The organism is Mesorhizobium sp. B1-1-5, assembly GCF_006443065.1.
Lineage (GTDB): Bacteria > Pseudomonadota > Alphaproteobacteria > Rhizobiales > Rhizobiaceae > Mesorhizobium.
In genome coordinates, this window is sequence record NZ_VFWS01000031.1 from 1 (window position 1) to 18,899 (window position 18,899).

The window sequence follows — 18,899 nt, forward strand, 5'->3', positions numbered from 1 at the left end:
CCTCGCTCTACTTCCACTGCCATCGAATAGCAGGCCCTGCTTGGTTAGTGAGTAGTGAGTAGGCAGTAGGCAGTAGGAATAATGTTGGCTGACCGCGGCTATGCATGAGTGGCCGCTCGCATCATTCAAAACTGACTACTGACTATTCCCTACTGCCTACTGCCTATCTCATGCCTCGCGGAACCGGTACCCGACTCCGTAAAGGGTTTCGATCATCTCGAAGTCGTCGTCGACGGCCTTGAACTTCTTGCGCAGCCGCTTGATGTGGCTGTCGATGGTGCGGTCGTCGACATAGACCTGTTCATCATAGGCTGAATCCATCAGCGCATCACGGCTTTTTACCACACCGGGGCGTTGCGCCAGCGAATGCAGGATGAGGAATTCGGTCACCGTCAGCGTCACTGGCTCGCCCTTCCAGGTGCAGGTGTGCCGCTCCTGGTCCATCACCAACTGGCCGCGTTCGAGCGAGCGGGCCTGCTGGCTGGGCGCCTTGGCCGCCGCCTCGCGGGCGCTGGTGCGGCGCAGCACGGCGCGCACGCGCTCGACAAGCAGGCGCTGCGAGAACGGTTTGCGGATGAAGTCGTCGGCGCCCATCTTGAGGCCGAACAATTCGTCGATCTCGTCGTCCTTCGACGTCAGGAAGATGACCGGGAGGTCCGACTTCTGGCGCATGCGGCGCAACAGCTCCATGCCGTCCATGCGCGGCATCTTGATGTCGAGGATGGCGAGGTTCGGCGGTCGCGCCGCCAAGCCTTCCAGCGCCGACGCGCCATCGGTGTAGGTTTCGACCCGATAGCCCTCGGATTCGAGCGCGATCGACACCGAAGTCAGAATGTTGCGGTCGTCGTCGACAAGCGCGATTGTTGCCATTTCAAGCGGCTCCCTCATGAGCTGTCCCTTCTGTCGTCGAGAAGGGGCTTTTGCAGGACAAATTGGGTACAAAATGTGGCACGGGCCTTGTCCGAAGTCACGGGCGGCCTGCCGTCACACGCCATCGCACCCACAGTGGGATTGGACGAACCGAGCCTGCCAATCCTTTGGGCAACCTCTATGTTTTTTGCACATATAAACGATTTAAACAACTTTCAAATTTTTTAAATCGATTAATGATTTGATATCATTCGGCTTTTCTGGTTCTGAACCTGACGGCCCCAGCGCGGGCTCCGGGAAGTAACCCGTTAGATGCGGCCAAATCCAGAGAGGAAATTTGATGTCGGAAGCCGGCAAACGCAACCCCGACTGCGCCATCGACGCGATCGGCCTGAAGACAATGGGCATGGTACGCTATAATTTTGGCGCGGCCGAACTCTACGAGGAAGCGATCCGGCGCGGCGAGGCGAGGTTGACCGCGCAGGGCGCGCTCGTCGCCGAGACCGGCCAGCACACCGGGCGTTCGCCGAAGGATAAATTCGTCGTGCGCGACGAGGCGACCGGCGGCCAGGTCTGGTGGGACAACAACAAGGCGATCTCGCCGGGCGAGTTCGAAGCGCTGCTGGCGGATTTCAAGGCACATGCAGCCGCCAAGGACCTCTACGTGCAGGACCTCGTCGGCGGCGCCGACGCCAATCTGAAGCTGCCGACCCGGGTCATCACCGAATTCGCCTGGCACTCGCTGTTCATCCGCAATCTTTTGATCCGTCCCGAAGCCGCGGAGATCGAGCGTTTCGTGCCGCAGCTGACGATCATCGACCTGCCCTCCTTCCGCGCCGATCCGGCACGTCACGGCACCCGCACCGAAACGGTGATCGCGGTCGACCTCACCCGCAAGATCGTTCTGATCGGCGGCACCTCCTATGCCGGCGAGATGAAGAAGTCGGTTTTCACCATGCTGAACTATCTGCTGCCGGCAAGGGGCGTGATGCCGATGCACTGTTCCGCCAATGAAGGTGCGGACGGCGACGCGGCCGTCTTCTTCGGCCTGTCCGGCACCGGAAAGACGACGCTGTCGGCCGACCCGTCGCGCACGCTGATCGGCGACGACGAGCATGGCTGGAGCCCGCACGGCATCTTCAATTTCGAGGGCGGCTGCTACGCCAAGACGATCAGGCTGTCGGCGGAGGCCGAACCGGAGATCTTCGCCACCACGCAGCGCTTCGGCACGGTGCTGGAGAACGTGGTGCTAGACGCCGGCCGCATTCCGGATTTCAACGATGGCAGCCTGACCGAGAACACGCGCTGCGCCTATCCGCTGGATTTCATCCCCAATGCCTCGAAGACCGGCCGCGCCGGGCATCCGAAGAACATCATCATGCTGACCGCAGACGCCTTCGGCGTCATGCCGCCGATCGCAAGGCTGACGCCGGCGCAGGCGATGTATCATTTCCTGTCGGGCTATACCGCCAAGGTTGCCGGCACGGAAAAGGGCGTCACCGAGCCGGAGGCGACGTTCTCGACCTGCTTCGGCGCCCCGTTCATGCCGCGCCATCCGTCCGAATACGGCAATCTGCTGCGCGAGCTGATCGCCGGCCACGGCGTCGACTGCTGGCTGGTCAACACCGGCTGGACCGGCGGCGCCTACGGCACCGGACGCCGCATGCCGATCAAGGTGACGCGCGCCTTGCTGGGCGCTGCGCTCGACGGTTCGTTGAAGTCGGCCGAGTTCCGCACCGACGCCAATTTCGGCTTCGAGGTGCCGGTGGCGGTCCCCGGTGTCGACGGCGCCATTCTCGACCCGCGCTCGACCTGGGCGGACAAGGCCGGTTACGACCGCCAGGCCGCGAAGCTGGTCAACATGTTCGCCGTCAATTTCGAGAAGTTCGAACGCCATGTCGACGCGACCATCCTCGGCGCGGCGCCGCGGATGCAGGAAGCGGCTGAATAGCGGTCACTGCTAATGTCTTCCTCCAGGGCCTGGCTCGCGCCGGGCCTTTTCTTTTTGCCGCCGTCGCGTCATGAGTGCGTGCATGGCAAGCGACGACGATATCATCATCTCCGGCGAAGTGGTCATCCGTCCTGGCGACCTGCATGAGGACTTCATCCGCTCCTCCGGTCCGGGCGGCCAGAACGTCAACAAGGTGGCCACCGCCGTGCAGCTGCGCTTCGACGCGGCGAACGCATCCGGGCTGTCCGAGCGCGTGCGCGAGCGCGCCATCAAGCTGGCCGGCCAGCGCGCCACCAAGGACGGCGTCATCGTCATCGAGGCAGGCCGCTTCCGCACCCAGGAGCAGAACCGCGCCGACGCGCGGGCGCGGCTAACCGCGCTGATCGCCAAGGCGGCCGAGCCGCCGCCGCCGCCGCGCAAGAAGACCAGGCCGTCCAAAGGCGCCGTCGAGCGCCGCCTGAAGAGCAAGGCAGGCCGGTCGACGGTGAAGAAGCTGCGCGGCCGAGTCGAGAACGATTAGAGCAATTCCAGGAAAAGTGAGAGCGGTTTTCCGTCCGGAATTGCGTCAAAACAAGAGACAGAGCGGTTCGCCGTTTCCGTGAAACGGTGAAGCGCTCTAAGCACGGTTGGATTAGCTGCTTCCAATTCAGGGTTGCAGATGGCAGGCTCCGATTGCTGCAACAACGAGGAGACCAGCAATGGGTATTTTCGATTTTGTCAAAGGCGTCGGCAAGAAGCTCGGCATCGGCGGCGACGATGAGGCATCGCCAAACGCGGACACGTTGAAGAAGGAACTCGACTCGCACAAGCTGGGCACGGACGGCGTCCAGGTGACCGTCCAGGGCGACACTGCGGTGTTGAAGGGTACAGTCAACGATCAGTCGGTCTTCGAAAAGGCGGTGATCGCCGTCGGCAACACGCTGGGCGTTTCCAAGGTGCAAGCCGACGAGCTGAAGGTCGCGCCCGAGGCCGGCACGGCGGCGCCGGCCAAGGAACCGACGCTCTATACCGTCCAGAAGGGAGACAACCTCTGGAAGATCGCCGAGAAATCCTACGGCAAGGGGAAGGGCGCGAAGAACAACATCATCTTCGAGGCCAACAAGCCGATGCTGACGCATCCCGACAAGATTTATCCCGGACAGGTGCTGCGCATACCGGATATCGACCAGGCCTGACCGGCCATATCACGGGAATCTGGAAACGGCGGCTTTCGGGTCGCCGTTTTCTTTTGCCGGTGGCATGCTCGGCCAGTCAACCGCATCGGTAACCGGATCGATCCATGCTCGTTCTGCCCAAAGGCGTCCGCCATATGCCGGGCTACCTCGCGCGCCCGGCCCAGGAAGCGCTGGTCGAGGAGATCAGGCGCGTCGTGCAGGCCGCACCCCTCTACGTGCCGGCCATGCCGCGCACCGGCAAGCAGATGAGCGTGCGCATGACCAATTGCGGCGCGCTTGGCTGGGTGACCGACAAGGAGCGCGGCTATCGCTATCAGCCGACGCATCCGGTGACCGGCGAGCCCTGGCCGCCGATCCCGGAAATCCTGCTGGAATTATGGCGCGAGGTCTCGGCATATCCGCATCCGCCCGAGGCATGCCTGGTCAACTTCTATTCGGCGGATGCCAAAATGGGCCTGCATCAGGATCGCGACGAACGGGATTTCGCCGCGCCCGTGGTATCGGTTTCGCTGGGCGACGACTGCCTGTTCCGGGTCGGCCAGGACAGGCGCGAAGGCGGCACCAAGTCGTTCAGGCTGAAGAGCGGCGACGTCGTCGTGCTTGGCGGCGAAGGACGCCTCGCCTTCCACGGCGTCGATCGCATCTATCCCGCGACGTCGGCGCTGCTGAAGAATGGCGGCCGCATCAATCTGACGTTGCGGCGGGTGACGGTGCCTGGCTGAGCATGCCTGGCGTCGGGGCAACGCGATCTTAAGCATACCCGGGCTACAACCGCGGTTGCGAAACCGAGATCGCCATGCAACCTGATTGGATCAGAACCAGAAGCCTTTTGGACGTCGCCATCGTCACGGTCGTGTCGATCATCGCTCTGTGGATGACCGAATTCTACCTGAGCTTGTTGTGGAACCTCGACGACCGAGGGTTTTCCGAACTTTCGCACAGGCTCCCCTACTGGGACTTCACCAATCTCTGGGCTGGTTCCCGCATGGCCATCGACGGTCATGTTGTTACCCTCTTCGACGTGGAGGCCTACCGCGCGGCGCTGCGCGCGATGTTCTCGCCCGACCTTCCAAATCAGGAATGGAGCTATCCGCCGAACATCCTCCTGCTCGGCGTTCCGCTTGCCACCTTGCCGATCCTGCCTGCCTATCTGATCTGGACGTTCGGGACCGTGCTGTGCCTGTGGCTGGCGATCCGGCCGCTGAAGCTCGGAGCGGCCCTGGAACTGGCGATTGTCTTGAGCCCCGCCGTCATCTGGAACTCGGTGTTCGGCCAGAACGGCGCGCTGACCACCGCGCTGTTGATCGGAGGCCTTGCCGTGGCGCCCAGGCGTCCGCTGCTGGCCGGAATCCTGTTCGGCCTGCTGACGATCAAACCGCATCTCGGCATTCTCGTGCCCTTCTGCCTGCTAGCCAGCGGCAACTGGCGCGCCATTCTCGCGGCCATCGGCACCAGCGTCGTGATCGCCCTCGCCACCGGCCTGTTCTTTGGCTTCGATGTCTGGCGCCTGTTCCTGACCGAAACCCGCCCCTTGATGACGGCGATCATGGAGGCGCCTTATCCGCAGCCCTATCAGTACAACGCGATAACGGTGTTCTTCACGGCGAGAGCCGTAGGAGCCGGGGTGACCTCCGCCTATGGTGTGCAGGCGGTCGCGACCATCGCTTCCATCGCCGCGGCGATCTGGCTCTGGCGGCCGGGCCGCGTGGTCTCCCATCAGGAACGCGTGGTGCTTACCGCTGTCCTCGCAATCCTGGCCACGCCCTATGGCTACACCTACGACACGATCGGTGTGGCCGTAGCGGTGGCGATGCTCGCCGCGATGGTTTCCAGGCCGCCTCGGCTGATCCTGGCGATTTGCTGGCTTGGGCCTTTCGTCGTGCATTTCTTCACCTGGGGCGGATATTGCGTCGCTGTCCTGATCCCGCTTTTTCTTGCCGCGTGGATGCTGCATTCGATATGGACGAGAGGCCGGAAGGCTCAACTCTCGGGAGAACCGTCCCTAGCCTGAAGCAATCCCAGGATACGTGCGCAGCGATAGGCTCGGCGGCTTTGCCGCAGCCTTCCGTTCGCCGCAGGAAGTATGAAGAATGGCGGCCATATCAATTTGAGGTGGTCGCGGGTCCTCGTGCCTGGCTAATTCCGGCGTTGCGCTGTAGCACCCGTACCTCGCCCCGCGCGCACCACGCCATCAATGACATCAGCGGCAGGAAAAGCGCGACGCCGATAAGCGTCAATTGATCTCGATTAGCCAGTGCTGCCCTAATTGCGTTCGGCCATATCGCTGCGGATGAACAGGGTTACGGAGGCGTTCTGATAGAGCAGTCGATAGTCCTGCAAAGCCTTTGCGATCAAAGGGCTATCACGCAACGGCGCTGTTGCGTGCGGCTGCGTCAGATGGAGCTTTACCGGTACGTCCGGTCCTGCGGTTCCGTCATCGGCAATGATATCGGGCCGTTTCGTGGTCAACTCACTGGCGATCGCCTGCGTGTAGTCCGCCCGCAAGGATTCGAGCCGAAGCCGGGTCGCGGCATCCGGCCCGGACTCGATCAGGACCATGGCATCATTGACCATCCAGCCGGACGGGTGGCGCCCAACCATGCGAGCGCCGGCCATCCGGACGAGCGGATTGCCGATCTGCAGCCCTGAGCCGATCGATATAAAGGTCGGGTGATCGGCGATCCGGTTGATGGCGGCCGTCGCCGCGTCGAGATCGCCACGCGGTTCGACGAATGCCAGGCCTTGCCGTGGCGCGACGGTCGTTACGAACAAAAGCAGACCGAACCCTACACCCGCCTTTGCCAGCACAGGCAGGTCGCGCTGTGGCCGCAACCGGATGAACTGGAGCACAAACGCCAACATGCCGAGCGTCAAGAACGGCATCGCCTGATAGGTCCAGCCTTTGCCCATGACGACAAAGGCAGGGAGATAGCCAACACCCGCCAGCAGCAGGATCTTCGCATCGCGATGGGGCCGGTCAGGGTAGGCCATAGCCAACGTTGCCGCGGCCATGGCCACGAAAATCTTCACCGGCAAGAGCATCAACATGTCGACGACCGGCAAGCGCATCGGCAAATAGACCTCGCGCAGCAAAGGCAGGACATCGGTGAAGAAGGGCTGCATGAAAACCACAAGCACGACCAGATAGGCGACGGTCAAAACAGCGCCGAACACATTCTCGGTCGTCAGCAGAGGCCGCGCCGAGCGTCGCTGCGCGGCAAGGACCAGCACCGGCGCAGCCAGCGCCAGCACGCTGAAGGGCGGTTTGATCATGACGAAAATCGCGGCGCCAATCCCGGCGGCAAGCCGCTCGGCCGTGCTGCCGGCACGGAAATCCGCTATCCGGTCGCGTGCCGCAAGCAGCGCCAGCCAAGGCAAAAGGCAGATGACTGCGATTTGTTCGCGCTGGCCGAAATCCGCCGGGGACAGCGCAAGCAGAAGAAACACCAGGACCGGAACTGCCCAGACGAATCGCGTCAGCGTTTGGTCGGCACGTACAAGGATTCGAGCTGAAAGCCAGACCGAACCGATTGCCAGCACTACCATGCCGAGCCCCACCCAGAGCTCCGCCGAAAGCCCGGTCAACCGCTCAAGAATCAGGAATGGCAGATAGAGCCAGGTGGAAAAGGGCGGATTGGCCTCGGCGACGTCGACATAGAGGCGTTCGCCGCTCAGCACGCGGTCGCCGACGGTCAGCAGCCACGACACGTCGACATTGCCCGGCAAGACGCGCGAGACGACAATCGCATAGAGGGCGATCAACAATGTTGCGGCGGCAGGCGGGCCAAGACGAAATGCAGCTCCGGCCTGACGGGGCCGCAGATTGGCCTGCTCGCCTGAAGCAACCAATGGCGCATCCATGCCGGGAGCCTCAATAGCAGTACAGCGTTTGTGGCTTAGCTTGTAACGGACCGGCAGTTAAGCGCGCTTTAACCGGCAGACACCGCTCAAAATTTTCCTCGCGACCTCTCCCGAAAAGCGCTGCGGATCACTCTGCCTGGGCAGTTCCTGGATTGCGCAGCAGCACCTGAAGTTCGCCATTCTCGGCAATCTGCTGGTAGCCTCGCAGGAAGTTGACGTAGTCCGGCCACTGGGCAAGCTCCGTATTCCAGTCCCTGTCGATTTTCTCGACGATTATCATGGCGGGCTGTTGGGCTTCGAGTTCGGCGATCTTGCTCTCGATGTAGCGATCGGCGATCTGCCGGTAGTGGGATGCCGCCTCCTGGTCGCCGTCCCGGCTTGCGATGCCCGAAAGATAAAGCGCCTGTTCACCCAGCCAGTCGTTGCAATGGCGTGAAATCCATGTCCCGCCGAGCATGCGGGTAAGCGGATGGCCCCCCGAGATGTCGGCGCCGACCAGCGCGACGGTCGGCTGAGGAGCCGCGGCCTTAAGCTTGGCGACAAACTCCGCACTGAGCTTCTGTGTCCGCATGAACGGGATGGCGGCGGCGGCAATGATGGCAGCCAACAGCATCTTGCGCCTCAGGTCCATTGCCGTGCCCGACGAGTCGTGTGTCGCCGGGGCAGCTTGCGCCATCCTCAGCAGGAGCGCCGCCAGAATCAGGCTGAAGGCCGGAAACGCGTGATAGGCCCAGCCCTTGGCCTGGTAGATCAGCGGCATGGTTGCAGCCAGCGAAGCAAGCGTGAACACGGTGATCAGCGGCGACAACGGCAATCCTGGGCGAAGAAAGCGCAGCGCCAGGAGCGCGATCAGGTAGATCGGCCCATAGGTCGTCAGCAACGCCTCCATATTCCGGATCCGCATGTAGGTTTCGGCCAGCACCGGGTAGATGACGCTTAGGAATTCCGGATGGAAATACTGCACGGCGACGATATAGGCGACGCAAATCAGGCCGATCGTCCAGTACTCGACGGCGAAAAGCGTTCGGATCGACCGGCGGTTCCAGGCCGCGTAGAGCGCCGGAACGAGCACGACCAGAGCATAATAGGGCTTCACCAGCACCAGGATGCTGCCGCTCAATCCGGCAAGGAGGGCCACCGGCAGGCTGGGCATTCGATCGTCGATTGGCGCCGCGCGCCAGGCCGTCAGCATGAGCAACGGCAAAAACAGCGCGATCCCGAGATGCTCCCGCTCGCTGAAGGCATTGCCGGGGAAGATGACCAGCAGCGCCAGAAAAAGAGGCAGCAGTGAAAACAGGGTGCGATTCTCGACAAAACCCGCCCGCCTGGCGATCCATGCGGCAAGGCCCAATCCCGCCAGGCAGATCGCATAGCTGTAGGCATGAACCGCGATTTCAGGCGAGATGCCGATCCTATGCGCGAGCGCCACGGCCGGCATGAACATCCAAAGCGTGAAAGGCGGATTGACTTCGAAAATATCGACATAGAGCCGTGATCCGGCAAGCATCCGTTCGCACACGGTGATCACCCAGCTCGTGTCGGATATGACGCCCCATCGCATCTGCCAGGGAACGGCGGCCGCCAGCACCAGAAGGCAAAAAACCACGGTCCATGTCCGCGTGTTGCGCGCGTCGCTGATCGGCGCGTCTGCCGTCGGGCTGTCGAGGACGGCGGTCATCGGCTCCGTCCTTCGGGGCAGAGGGGGCCGTTGGCGTTGATGGGAACGCCTCCCACGAGGACAGGCTTGCACAACGCCACGAGCAGGGGCGGCAAGGCCTCTTCATTGAAGTCCGGAATGACCAGTGAATAGACCGGGACCTCGCGTCCCGCGGCATTGTCCGCATCGATCACCGGTTCCCTCCCGACACCCGCTGGAGTTTGGCTGGCGACGCTAGTCGGGATTGCCTAAGGCGCCGTTAAGGGGTCACAATTTCCTTAACGCCACTTCCTCGACCAGGTGGTTGGTGCCCTTGCGCAGGATGAGGTCGGCCCGCGCCCTGGTCGGCAGGATGTTCTCGCGCAGGTTCTTCAGGTTGATGTTGGCCCACAGCCCCTCGGCGATGGCCCGCGCGGCATCCTCGGAGAGCTGCGAATAGCGGTGGAAGAAGGAGTCCGGGTTGCGGAAGGCGGTTTCGCGCAGCCGCATGAAACGCTGGATGTACCATTGATGGATCAGCTTCTCGTCGGCATCGATATAGATGGCGAAATCGAAGAAGTCGGACAGGAACGGCACGATCTTGCCGTCCTTCGGCAGCTTGCCCGGCTGCAGGACGTTGATGCCTTCGAAGATCAGTATGTCCGGCCGGTCGATGGTGACGAACTCGCCGGGAATCACGTCGTAGGTCAGGTGCGAATAGACCGGCGCGCTGACGCTGCTTTGCGCCGACTTGATGCCGGACAGGAACCTGAGCAGCGCGCCGACGTCGTAGCTCTCGGGGAACCCCTTGCGCTCCATGAGGTTTTCGCGGCGCAGGATCTCGTTGGGCAACAGGAAGCCGTCGGTGGTGATGAGGTCGACCTTCGGGCTCGACGGCCAGCGCGCCAGAAGTTCCTTCAGCACGCGCGCCGTGGTCGACTTGCCGACCGCGACCGAGCCGGCGATGCCGATGATGAAGGGTGTCTTGACGACGTCCTGCGCGTTGAAAAAGGCCTGGCGCTGCCGGAACAGCAACTGGCTTGCCTCGACATGGGCCGAAAGCAGCCGGGACAGCGAGAGGTAGATGCGCTTGACCTCTTCGAGATCGACCGGGTCGTTGAGCGAGCGCAGCCGGTCGATCTCGTCCCCGGTCAGCGTCAGCGGCGTGTCGGCGCGGAATTGCGACCATTGCTCGGCGGAGAAGAATCGATAAGGGGAATACTTCTCGGTCGGAGCCAGCTGGTCCATCGGGTTTCCTGCCCTCCTAGAGCGTGCTGCCGAAAAGTGCGAAGCCGGGCGACATCATGCTCTCTCTTTCGATCAACCCTGGGGCCGGGACGCCTTTTCGGCGGTACCCGAGCGGCTGGTTCGGCCCTCAAGCTCCTTCAGCACCTCGTCAAGCGGAATGCCCGCGATGCCAAGAACGACCAGCCAATGATATATAAGATCCGCACTTTCCGAAACGACGGCTTTTCTGTCCCCCTTGACGGCTGCAATCACCGTCTCGACGGCTTCCTCGCCGAGCTTCTGCGCCGCCTTGTCGATACCTTTGGCGAACAGCTTCGCCGTCCATGAGTCGGCGTCGCCGGAATGGGCGCGCTGATGGATGATCGTTTCCAGCTCGGCGAGTGAAAATTGAGCCATAGCAGCGGTTTAAGTCCGATGGGCGGCCGAGTCCAGCCGCATCGGCAGGCCGGCCCTGGCCATATGCGTCTTGGCCTCGGCGATAGTGTAGGTGCCGAAATGGAAGATCGAGGCGGCGAGCACCGCGCCCGCATGGCCGTCGCGGATGCCTTCGACCAGGTGATCGAGCGTTCCGACGCCGCCGGAAGCGATCACCGGCACACGCACCGCGTCGGCAATCGCCCGGGTGAGCGCGATGTCGTAGCCGGCCTTGGTGCCGTCGCGGTCCATCGAGGTCAAAAGGATCTCGCCGGCGCCGCGCTCGACCATGCGCTGCGCGAATTCGACCGCGTCGATGCCGGTCTTCTCGCGTCCGCCATGGGTGAAGATCTCCCAGCGGCCGGTGTCGCCTTGCGCCGATACCTTCTTGGCGTCGATCGCCACGACGATGCACTGATTGCCGAATTTATCGGCGGCTTCCGCGACGAAATCCGGGTTCTTCACCGCCGCCGTGTTGATCGACACCTTGTCGGCGCCGGCCAGGAGCAGCTTGCGGATGTCGGCCACCTGGCGCACGCCACCGCCGACGGTGAGCGGCATGAAGCACTGCTCGGCCGTTCGGGCAACCACGTCGAAGATCGTCTCGCGATTGTCGGACGATGCGGTGATGTCGAGGAAGCAGAGCTCGTCGGCGCCAGCGGCGTCATAAGCCTTGGCGGCCTCGACCGGGTCGCCGGCATCGACGAGGTCGACGAAATTGACGCCCTTGACCACGCGGCCGTTCTTGACGTCGAGGCAGGGGATGACGCGGGCCTTGAGCATCACTTGCGCTCCAGCGTCGAGAGCAGGTCGACCACCAGCGCGCCGACCAGCGGCGGCACGTCGCCCTTGGGATCGAAGGCCGGATCGTAGGCGGAGATGGTAAGCCCGGCGATGGCGAGCGGCCCGGCGAGACCGCACATGGCGGTGCGCAGCTGCTCGGGCGCCGGACCGCCGGGCGTGGTGTAGCGATTGGCCTGCAGCTTCTCGGGGTCATGCACGTCGAGGTCGACATGCATGTGAACCTGGCGTGCGCCGTCGGCCTTCAGTCTTTGCGCGGCGCTCTTCCAGTCCGGGCATTCGGTCCGGATGATCGGCAGCTTTTCCAGCAGTTCCTCTTCCGCGCTGTCGAGGTCGCGCGCATTGACCAGAACGCAGCCCGACGGATCGACCGGCTTGAAGCCCGGGATCTGCGCCGCTATCGATCGCCAGCACAGGCCCAGCACCGCGGCCAGCGCCATGCCGTCGAGGAAGCCGGTGGTGGAGGTTTCCGGCGTGTTGAGGTCGCCATGCTGGTCGGCCCAGATGATGGCGTCGGCACCGGCACCGGCCACGGCGCCGGCGGCGGTCAGGCAGTTGCCGGCCAGCACGATCGGAAACCGCTTCCTGTCCAGCGCCATGCGGACTTCGCCTGAAACGGCGTTGCAGACGGCAAATCCGGTACCGATCTCGCGCTCGGCTTCGTCCTCGACCACCTTGCCGATGTCGCTCACCTCGACATCGTGGCCGGCGAGCTTCAGCGCCTCGGCCAGCCCGCCCGAAATCAGCGCGTCCGGGCCCTGGCCGCAGCCGCCGTGGAAATGGCCGCTGTCATAGGACGCCAGGATGATCGAAATGTTCACGCTCTTGCCTCCGCCCGCTCGCCGCGCAGGATCGCCAGCGCCTCGGCCGGGTCGATGCGTCCGTCATATAGGGCCCGGCCGGAGATCGCGCCTTCGAGTTTTTGCGCATCCGGCATGGTCATGCGCACGATGTCGGCGATCGAGGCGAGGCCGCCGGAGGCGATCACTGGGATGGACACCGCCTCGGCGAGGTCGATGGTCGAATCCCAGTTGATGCCGGTCAGCACGCCGTCGCGGTCGATGTCGGTGTAGATGATGGCGGCAACGCCGGCGCCCTCGAATTTCTTGGCGAGCTCGATGACGCCGAGCTCGGAGGCCTCGGCCCAGCCTTCGACCGCGACCTTGCCGCCCTTGGCGTCGATGCCGACCGCTATTTTCCCGGGAAAGGCCTTGCAGGCCTCCTTGACCAGGTCGGGTTCGCGCACCGCCACGGTGCCGAGGATAACGCGCGTCAGGCCGCGATCCAGCCAATCCTCGATCTGCGGCAAGGTGCGGATGCCGCCGCCGAGCTGCACCGGGTTCTTCGTCGCCTTCAGGATGGCACCGACCGCTGCCGAATTGACGCTTTGGCCCTTGAAGGCGCCGTTGAGGTCGACGACATGCAGCCACTCGAAGCCCTGCTCCTCGAAGGCTTTCGCCTGCGCGGCGGGATCGTCGTTGTAAATGGTGGCCGTGGCCATGTCGCCGTGCTTCAGGCGCACGCATTGGCCGTCCTTCAGATCTATTGCCGGAAACAGGATCATCGGTCAGGCGCCCTCGACAATGACGAAATGGCCGGTCGAAGAGGCGAGCCGGAACTTCGAGGCATGCTGATATTCAGGCGAATGATAGCATTCGATCGCCTTGTCGTAGGACTCGAACTCGACCAGCACGTGACGGTTGCCGGTCGGACCTTCCGGACTCTCGTAGCGTCCCGCGCGGACCGGGAACTTTGCGCCGTATTTCGCGAAGGCGACGGCGTTCGCTTCGATATATTGCCTGTAGACGTCCGGATCGCGGACATCGATCATCGCCATCCAATAGCCCTTCTTGCTCATTGTCAGGGCCTCCACTTCAGGAAATTGGTGATCAAGGCCAGGCCGAGCGCCTGGCTCTTCTCGGGATGGAACTGCGTGCCGGCGAGGTTATCGCGGGCGACGGCCGCCGTCACCGCGCCGCCATAATCAGTCGTCGCCATGATCTCGGCCGGGTTCTTCGCGTCCAGATGATAGGAATGGACGAAATAGGCGTGCAGCCCCTTCGGGCCGGTCCCGATGCCGGAAAACAGCGGGTGCTTGCGTTGGAGTTCGATCGTGTTCCAGCCTATCTGCGGGATCTTCAGCGCCGGATCGGACGGCGTGATCTCCCTGACGTCGCCGGCGATCCAGCCGAGGCCTTGGGTGATGGTCTTTTCGAGGCCGCGTTGCGACATCAGCTGCATGCCGACGCAGATACCGAGGAAAGGCCGGCCCTTGACGATCGCGACCTCTTCCACCGCTTCCCACATGCCTGCCACCCCGTGCAGGCCGGCGGCGCAGTCGGCATAGGCGCCGACGCCCGGCAGCACGATGCGGTCGGCGGAACGCACGCGCTCGGCGTCGGCCGTCAGCTCGATCGTCGCGGCAAGGCCTGCCTCATGCGCGGCGCGCTCGAAGGCCTTGGTAGCCGAGCGCAGGTTGCCCGAGCCGTAGTCGATGATGGCCACCCGCATGTCAGGGCCTTCCAGGCGTATGGGTCAGGCCGAGCGCCATGCCTGTCTGCGGCGGACGTGCCTGCGATGCATCCGGCACGATGCGCGGCAGGGCTGGCGGCTCCTCGCTCACCTCGCCGGTTTCCAGCACATGGCGCGTCTCGGCATCGGCGAGATTGCCGGCCTCGATCACGCCCCATTCGCGCCAGCCGCGCCGCCGCAGCGAGGCGATCCGCAGGCCCTGGCCTTCGAAGCCGATATAGAGCGAGACCAGCAGCGACAGCAGCGATCCGGCTCCTTCGAGCCCGAGCCTCTCGCCGGCCACCGGCAGGATCGCCATGACGATGAAGGTCAGAGCCGCCTCGATCCACATCCGGTGCCAGGCGAGCCAGAGCGGCGCGGCCAGAAAACCCAGCCAGGTGAAGCTGTCGCGCACAAAACTTGCGTCCTCGGCTTTGTTGCCGGCCGGCGGCGCCATCACGACATAGATCGCCATAGGGCTATCCTTTCAGGGATCCCTTGGTGGAGGGAACCGCGTCGGGCTGGCGCGGATCGGGCTCCAGCGCTGCGCGTAACGCCCGCGCCACCGCCTTGAAGCAGGTTTCGGCAATGTGATGGTTGTTGGCGCCGTAATGATTGGTCACATGCAGCGTGATGCCGGCATTCTGCGCCAGCGCCTGGAAGAACTCGCGCACCAGCTCGGTGTCGAACGTGCCGATCTTCGGCGACGAGAAGCCCACGTTCCAGACCAGGAACGGCCGGCCCGAGACGTCGATCGCCGCCCTGGTCAGCGTCTCGTCCATGGCAAGGTCGATCGAGGCATAGCGCATGATGCCGCGCCGTTCGCCCAGCGCCTCGCTCAGCGCCTGGCCGATCGCGATGCCGGTGTCTTCGACCGTGTGGTGGTCGTCGACATGCAGGTCGCCCTTGGCCTTGACCGTCATGTCGATCAGCGAATGCCGCGACAGCTGGTCGAGCATATGGTCGAAGAAGCCGACGCCGGTCGAAATGTCGGACTTTCCCTTGCCGTCGACATCGACGGAGACCGAAATCTCGGTTTCCTTGGTCTTGCGGCTGACTTCGGCCGAACGCGTCATCGCTCTGTCCTTGTTGCCCTGCTCGGAGGCGCCAGGGCTTGAAAACGAAAGCCTTCTATCAGCATGATCCGGCGATTGCCAGTTGCCATTCCGGCCGCTATCGGCTCGGCCTGAGGTGGTTTGCAATCGTTGGCCTTGTGCATACATATGGCCGATCAAATCCACTCGTACCGCGCCAATTGCCTTTATCAAGGGATAGCGCGAATCGGAGCTCAAATGTCGAATGAACTCACCATGCACGCCACGACCATCATCAGCGTGCGCAAGGGCAACAAGGTCGTGATCGCCGGGGACGGCCAGGTCAGCCTTGGCCAGACCATCATGAAGGGCAACGCCCGCAAGGTGCGCCGGATCGGCAAGGACGGCAGCGTCATTGCCGGCTTCGCCGGCGCTACCGCCGACGCCTTCACCCTGCTCGAGCGGCTCGAAGCCAAGCTCGAACAATATCCGGACCAGCTGACGCGCGCCTGCGTCGAGCTCGCCAAGGACTGGCGCACTGACCGCTATCTGCGCCGCCTGGAAGCCATGATGCTGGTCGCCGACAAGTCTGTCTCGCTGGCGCTGACCGGCAATGGCGACGTGCTGGAGCCCGAGCATGGCGTCATGGCCATTGGCTCCGGCGGCAATTACGCGCTGGCCGCGGCCCGCGCGCTGATCGACACCGACAAGGATGCCGAGCAGATCGCCCGCAAGGCCATGCAGATCGCGTCCGACATCTGCGTCTACACCAACAATAATTTCGTCGTCGAAACGCTTGATGCCGCCTGAACGACCATGACCCCGAACCGAAGGACCGCGAAAGCGAAAGGTGGCCGCCGGTTTTCGGACAAGATCATGGTCGAACCAGCAGATACATATGAGTTCCGGCCGGTCACGGAAAAAGACCTGCCGATGATCGCCGGATGGCTGCGCGAGCCGCATGTCGCCGCATGGTGGGACGATCCGGACAAGGAAATCGCCGAGATCCGCGAGCATATCGATTCGGTCTCGGTGGAACCGCTGATCGTCGAGCTCGACGGCAGGCCGATCGCCTATCTGCAGAGCTATGATCCGCATATGGAGGACGACCATCCCTATGCCGACCAGCCCTTCGGCACGCTGGGTATCGATCTCACGATCGGCCCACCGGAACTGGTCGGGGTCGGCCATGGCTCGGCCATCCTGCGCCAGTTCGTCGAGGAGCTGTTCGAGGAAGGCGCGCCGCGCGTCATCATCGACCCGCATCCCGACAATGGCCGCGCCATCCGCGCCTATGAGAAAGCCGGCTTCAGGCCGATCGGGCGCAGGCATACGCAATATGGGGACGTCGTGCTGATGGCCGTCGATGCGGCCGACGACGATGAACAGCTGGGGGACTGATTGAATTGACCGCATCCGGAGGGGACAAGACACTTTCGGCCTATGAAGACAGCTGGCGCATGGGCCTGCTGCTCGTGCTGGCTTTGATCATCTTCCAGGCAGGCGCCTTGTACGCCATGGGCCACCCGCCGATCTGCACCTGCGGCTACGTCAAGCTCTGGCACGGCGTGGTCAACAGTTCGGAGAATTCCCAGCACATCGCCGACTGGTACACCTTCTCGCACATCATTCACGGCTTCCTGTTCTATGCGCTGGCCTGGGCGCTGTTCCCGCGCTCGCCGGTCGGCTTAAGGCTCGCCTTCGCCGTCCTCATCGAAGGCGGCTGGGAGATCCTCGAAAACAGCCCCTTCATCATTGACCGCTATCGCGCCGGCACCATCTCGCTCAACTATTACGGCGACTCGATCATCAACTCGGTGTCCGACACGCTGTTCATGGCGCTGGGATTTGTGATGGCGCGAAAGCTACCTATATGGGTGGTCGTGGCCCTGGCGCTCATCTTCGAGTTCGGCACGGGTTACATCATCCGGGACAATCTGACGCTCAACGTGATCATGCTGCTGCATCCGTTCGAGTTTATCAGGCAGTGGCAAAGTGGAATTTGAGTAATATGAGCACCTTTTCTCCCCGCGAAATCGTTTCGGAACTCGACCGCTTCATCATCGGCCAGAAGGACGCCAAGCGCGCAGTGGCCATTGCCTTGCGCAACCGCTGGCGCCGCCAGCAGCTGGAAGGCCAGATGCGCGAAGAGGTGATGCCGAAAAACATCCTGATGATCGGCCCGACCGGCGTCGGCAAGACCGAGATCTCGCGCCGTCTGGCGCGGCTCGCCGGCGCCCCCTTCGTCAAGGTCGAGGCAACCAAGTTCACCGAGGTCGGCTATGTCGGCCGCGATGTCGAGCAGATCGTGCGCGACCTCGTCGAGGTCGCCATCGGCCTGGCGCGTGAAAAGATGCGCGAGGATGTCGCCGCGCGCGCCCAGATCAACGCCGAGGAACGCGTGCTGGAAGCCCTCGTCGGCAAGACGGCGAGCCCGGCGACCCGCGACTCCTTCCGCAAGAAGCTGCGCGACGGCGAGCTCGACGATAAGGAGATCGAGATCGAGGTGGCCGACACCGGCACCGGCGGCATGCCCGGTTTCGATATCCCCGGCATGCCGGGCGGCAGCGTCGGCGTGCTCAACATCAACGACATGCTGTCGAAGGCGATGGGTGGCCGCAGGACCAAGACCCGCAAGACCACGGTGCGCGATTCCTATGCGGTGCTGGTCAACGACGAGTCCGACAAGCTGCTCGACCAGGACGAGGTGGTGCGCAGGGCGCTGGAATCGGCCGAGAATGACGGCATCGTCTTCCTCGACGAGATCGACAAGATCGCCGCCAGGAGCGACATTTCGGGCGGCCCGTCGCGCGAAGGCGTGCAGCGCGACCTGCTGCCGCTGGTCGAAGGCACCACGGTCGCGACCAAATATGGGCCGATCAAGACCGACCATATATTGTTCATCGCGTCGGGCGCCTTCCACGTCTCCAAGCCGTCCGACCTGCTGCCGGAGTTGCAGGGCCGCCTGCCGATCCGTGTCGAGCTGCGCGCGCTGGAGAAGGCGGATTTCATCCGCATCCTCACCGAGACCGAGGCTAGCCTCATCAAGCAGTATATCGCGCTGATGAAGACCGAAGGCGTCGAGCTGACCTTCACCGATGACGCCATCGATTCGCTTGCCGGCATCGCCGTCGACCTCAACGCCAGCGTCGAGAATATCGGCGCTCGGCGCCTGCAGACGGTGATGGAGCGCGTGCTGGACGAGATTTCCTACGACGCACCCGACCGCAACGGCACGGCCGTCACCATCGACGCCGCCTATGTCGAGAAGCATGTCGGCGACCTGTCCAGAAACACCGACCTGTCGCGGTTTATCCTCTGAGTTCCTAGTTCCCCGACTCAGGGAGTGAAATCAGCGCAAACGCCGGGAGTTGCTGAAGCCGCCCCCAACGTCGTCA

At 63.3% G+C, this 18,899-nt stretch carries 22 protein-coding genes; 9 read left to right on the forward strand and 13 right to left on the reverse strand.

What is annotated here, in order from left to right; all coding sequences use genetic code 11:
- Positions 1-168 precede the first annotated feature (168 nt).
- Complete coding sequence (locus FJ980_RS12930) at positions 169-870, reverse strand: response regulator transcription factor (protein ID WP_006201274.1); 702 nt, start codon at positions 868-870, stop codon at positions 169-171.
- 340 nt (positions 871-1,210) lie between these two features.
- Here FJ980_RS12930 and FJ980_RS12935 point away from each other — a divergent pair, with 340 nt between their 5' ends.
- The 5 genes from FJ980_RS12935 to FJ980_RS12955 all read left to right on the forward strand — a co-directional run bounded on the left by FJ980_RS12935 (position 1,211) and on the right by FJ980_RS12955 (position 6,007).
- On the forward strand, positions 1,211-2,821 hold the full coding sequence (locus tag FJ980_RS12935; protein WP_140543259.1) for a phosphoenolpyruvate carboxykinase: 1,611 nt from the start codon (positions 1,211-1,213) through the stop codon (positions 2,819-2,821).
- 82 nt (positions 2,822-2,903) lie between these two features.
- Complete coding sequence (gene arfB, locus FJ980_RS12940) at positions 2,904-3,341, forward strand: alternative ribosome rescue aminoacyl-tRNA hydrolase ArfB (RefSeq protein WP_140543260.1); 438 nt, start codon at positions 2,904-2,906, stop codon at positions 3,339-3,341.
- 178 nt (positions 3,342-3,519) lie between these two features.
- Entirely contained in the window at positions 3,520-3,996 is a 477-nt protein-coding gene (lysM, locus tag FJ980_RS12945; protein ID WP_140543261.1) for a peptidoglycan-binding protein LysM, read from the forward strand.
- Positions 3,997-4,100: 104 nt separating this feature from the next.
- Positions 4,101-4,718 carry an alpha-ketoglutarate-dependent dioxygenase AlkB gene (locus FJ980_RS12950; protein WP_140543262.1) on the forward strand — a complete coding sequence of 206 codons (618 nt, stop codon included), beginning with the start codon at positions 4,101-4,103 and terminating at the stop codon, positions 4,716-4,718.
- 74 nt (positions 4,719-4,792) lie between these two features.
- Entirely contained in the window at positions 4,793-6,007 is a 1,215-nt protein-coding gene (locus FJ980_RS12955; RefSeq protein ID WP_140543263.1) for a glycosyltransferase family 87 protein, read from the forward strand.
- Positions 6,008-6,258: 251 nt separating this feature from the next.
- Here FJ980_RS12955 and FJ980_RS12960 read toward each other — a convergent pair whose 3' ends face one another.
- The 12 genes from FJ980_RS12960 to hisB form a co-directional block, all read right to left on the reverse strand.
- Complete coding sequence (locus FJ980_RS12960) at positions 6,259-7,758, reverse strand: hypothetical protein (protein ID WP_140543264.1); 1,500 nt, start codon at positions 7,756-7,758, stop codon at positions 6,259-6,261.
- Between the two features lie 226 nt (positions 7,759-7,984).
- Positions 7,985-9,535 (reverse strand): hypothetical protein, encoded by a 1,551-nt coding sequence (locus tag FJ980_RS12965; protein ID WP_140543265.1) that lies wholly within the window; start codon positions 9,533-9,535, stop codon positions 7,985-7,987.
- Positions 9,532-9,708: a hypothetical protein gene (locus FJ980_RS34670; RefSeq protein WP_181181186.1), complete on the reverse strand. Its 177-nt coding sequence runs from the start codon at positions 9,706-9,708 to the stop codon at positions 9,532-9,534. The genes FJ980_RS12965 and FJ980_RS34670 overlap by 4 nt, the downstream gene beginning before the upstream one ends.
- Before the next feature lie 73 nt (positions 9,709-9,781).
- Positions 9,782-10,741 carry a type I pantothenate kinase gene (coaA, locus tag FJ980_RS12970; RefSeq protein ID WP_140543266.1) on the reverse strand — a complete coding sequence of 320 codons (960 nt, stop codon included), beginning with the start codon at positions 10,739-10,741 and terminating at the stop codon, positions 9,782-9,784.
- Between the two features lie 72 nt (positions 10,742-10,813).
- Complete coding sequence (locus FJ980_RS12975; protein WP_140543267.1) at positions 10,814-11,137, reverse strand: phosphoribosyl-ATP diphosphatase; 324 nt, start codon at positions 11,135-11,137, stop codon at positions 10,814-10,816.
- A 9-nt stretch (positions 11,138-11,146) separates the two neighbouring features.
- Positions 11,147-11,938 carry an imidazole glycerol phosphate synthase subunit HisF gene (gene hisF / locus FJ980_RS12980; protein WP_140543268.1) on the reverse strand — a complete coding sequence of 264 codons (792 nt, stop codon included), beginning with the start codon at positions 11,936-11,938 and terminating at the stop codon, positions 11,147-11,149.
- Positions 11,938-12,777, reverse strand: coding sequence for an arginase family protein (locus tag FJ980_RS12985; RefSeq protein WP_140543269.1), 840 nt, complete (start codon positions 12,775-12,777; stop codon positions 11,938-11,940). Before FJ980_RS12985 ends, hisF begins: the two co-directional genes overlap by 1 nt.
- Complete coding sequence (gene hisA / locus FJ980_RS12990; RefSeq protein WP_140543270.1) at positions 12,774-13,520, reverse strand: 1-(5-phosphoribosyl)-5-[(5-phosphoribosylamino)methylideneamino]imidazole-4-carboxamide isomerase; 747 nt, start codon at positions 13,518-13,520, stop codon at positions 12,774-12,776. The genes FJ980_RS12985 and hisA overlap by 4 nt, the downstream gene beginning before the upstream one ends.
- 3 nt (positions 13,521-13,523) lie before the next feature.
- Positions 13,524-13,814, reverse strand: a complete 291-nt coding sequence (locus FJ980_RS12995; protein WP_140543271.1) for a DUF1330 domain-containing protein — start codon at positions 13,812-13,814, stop codon at positions 13,524-13,526.
- A gap of 2 nt (positions 13,815-13,816) precedes the next feature.
- On the reverse strand, positions 13,817-14,467 hold the full coding sequence (gene hisH, locus FJ980_RS13000) for an imidazole glycerol phosphate synthase subunit HisH (RefSeq protein ID WP_140543272.1): 651 nt from the start codon (positions 14,465-14,467) through the stop codon (positions 13,817-13,819).
- Between the two features lies 1 nt (position 14,468).
- Complete coding sequence (locus FJ980_RS13005) at positions 14,469-14,942, reverse strand: DUF2628 domain-containing protein (protein WP_140543273.1); 474 nt, start codon at positions 14,940-14,942, stop codon at positions 14,469-14,471.
- 4 nt (positions 14,943-14,946) lie between these two features.
- Positions 14,947-15,543 carry an imidazoleglycerol-phosphate dehydratase HisB gene (hisB, locus tag FJ980_RS13010; protein WP_140543274.1) on the reverse strand — a complete coding sequence of 199 codons (597 nt, stop codon included), beginning with the start codon at positions 15,541-15,543 and terminating at the stop codon, positions 14,947-14,949.
- Positions 15,544-15,759: 216 nt separating this feature from the next.
- Between hisB and hslV the strand changes: the two genes are divergently transcribed.
- The 4 genes from hslV to hslU all read left to right on the forward strand — a co-directional run bounded on the left by hslV (position 15,760) and on the right by hslU (position 18,823).
- On the forward strand, positions 15,760-16,311 hold the full coding sequence (gene hslV, locus FJ980_RS13015) for an ATP-dependent protease subunit HslV (RefSeq protein ID WP_140543275.1): 552 nt from the start codon (positions 15,760-15,762) through the stop codon (positions 16,309-16,311).
- A 66-nt stretch (positions 16,312-16,377) separates the two neighbouring features.
- A complete protein-coding gene (locus FJ980_RS13020) occupies positions 16,378-16,902 on the forward strand; it encodes a GNAT family N-acetyltransferase (RefSeq protein WP_140543276.1) in 525 nt (174 codons plus the stop codon).
- Between the two features lie 59 nt (positions 16,903-16,961).
- The gene (locus tag FJ980_RS13025; RefSeq protein ID WP_140543297.1) at positions 16,962-17,507 is read left to right on the forward strand and encodes a DUF2585 domain-containing protein; all 546 of its coding nucleotides are present in this window, start codon (positions 16,962-16,964) and stop codon (positions 17,505-17,507) included.
- 5 nt (positions 17,508-17,512) lie between these two features.
- Positions 17,513-18,823 (forward strand): ATP-dependent protease ATPase subunit HslU, encoded by a 1,311-nt coding sequence (gene hslU / locus FJ980_RS13030; RefSeq protein ID WP_140543277.1) that lies wholly within the window; start codon positions 17,513-17,515, stop codon positions 18,821-18,823.
- The last annotated feature ends 76 nt before the right edge of the window (positions 18,824-18,899 follow it).